Below are 1,355 nucleotides of genomic sequence, written 5' to 3' on the forward strand. Positions count from 1 at the left end.
GGGCCGTTGCGCAGGTCCACGGAGGCTCTCGAGCCCTCCACGAGGTGGGTGCTGACGGCGTCGGGGGTGATGGGCCAGCCGTTCGCGGATCTGTCCCGGGTCCACTTGGCGCTCTGCCTGTTCAAGGCGGCGCCCGGGGCGGCGGCAGCCGGGCCGGCCTGGGTGGTCCAGACGGCCATGGCGGTGGCGGCCCCGGCGGCGAGGACGCCCCGGCGCGTGATGGTGCGGCGCACGCTATTCCCCTTCCATACGTCGGGTGAAGACGGTGTGCATTCCCTCGACGAACGAGGCGAGCTGGTCCGAGGGAATCTTGTCCGGCCACTGCTCCTTGTCGTCAGGCAGGAAGCCCCCCTTGCCCTGGTCGAACACGGACCAGGGTTCATTATCCAGCAGGATATTCCGCACGGTTATTTCGAACCTGCCGGAACTGCCGCCGAACCGGTTCTCGTAGAAGTGGGTGAACCGCTTCGCCGAGCGGTTCGGTCCATCCCAGAAGTGATACGTGAACAGGGCGTCGGACAGCAGCCTGTCGTCCCCGTTGCCGCCGGACCCGCCGTCCAAGCCGTGCAGATACTGGGAGATGTTGTAGGCATCGACATCGGCGATGAGGTCGTCACTGCTGAACCGGGATTCCACTGTGGCGGATCCGACGACCTGGATGCAGAAATCCCTCCCGGACATCGAGCGGTGGTTCTCACGCCACTGCGTATAGGCGTTGAGAATGTCCCCTGCCCATCCGCAGCCTTCTCCCACGGTTACGTCGTTGTTGCCGCTGCCGGGGTACGTGTAGTGGCCCTCGGCGGCGGCGCCGAAGTGCGCGAGGGTGATGTGGTGGTTCGCCCGCGGATCGTAGTACTTGCGCATGTCGCCGGGCTCGATGCCCGCGGCCGCGCAGGCATCCAGGACCTCCTTCCAGATGGCACCGAGGATGGCCGACCATTTCGGGTGGTGGTAATTGGGTTCGGCCCAGCGCAGGAAGGCGAGAGTGTTGTCGATCACCGCGTGCCGGGGAGGTCCGTCGCCCATACCGGAGATGGCGCTCTCGATGCGCTTCACGTGGTCGATGTAGTTCCGCAGGCCCTGGTCGGCAGTGTCCGTGGCGTCGAGGCGCCACACGCCTGCGTCGGTGTTCCTCCGATGGATGTTGTGGTCGAGGCCGTAGCCCGCCTGGAACTCGTACTCGCGGATCTGGTTGAACGACCAGTTGTGCGGCATCGGGTAGCCGAGGTTCCCGGAGTAGCCCCAGGACATGCCCGAGACGAACGACCAGCGGGCGCCGGCCTCGCGGGAGACTCGTTCGCATACGTTGCGGGTGCCGTACACGCCGAAGATGTAGCGGGCGCCGCTCTGGGCGA

Annotated in this window: 1 protein-coding gene and 1 pseudogene; both read right to left on the bottom strand. The window is 66.3% G+C overall.

The annotated features are described in order from the left end of the window. Positions 1–233, bottom strand: a pseudogene (locus AQJ91_RS23860) (hypothetical protein); the annotation flags it as partial. A gap of 1 nt (position 234) precedes the next feature. After that, positions 235–1,355, bottom strand: a 1,121-nt coding sequence (locus tag AQJ91_RS53750) for a glycoside hydrolase domain-containing protein (RefSeq protein ID WP_159054644.1), incomplete at its 5' end; no start/stop codon positions are given.

Source organism: Streptomyces dysideae (assembly GCF_001514305.1).
In the GTDB taxonomy this organism is placed as follows: domain Bacteria; phylum Actinomycetota; class Actinomycetes; order Streptomycetales; family Streptomycetaceae; genus Streptomyces; species Streptomyces dysideae.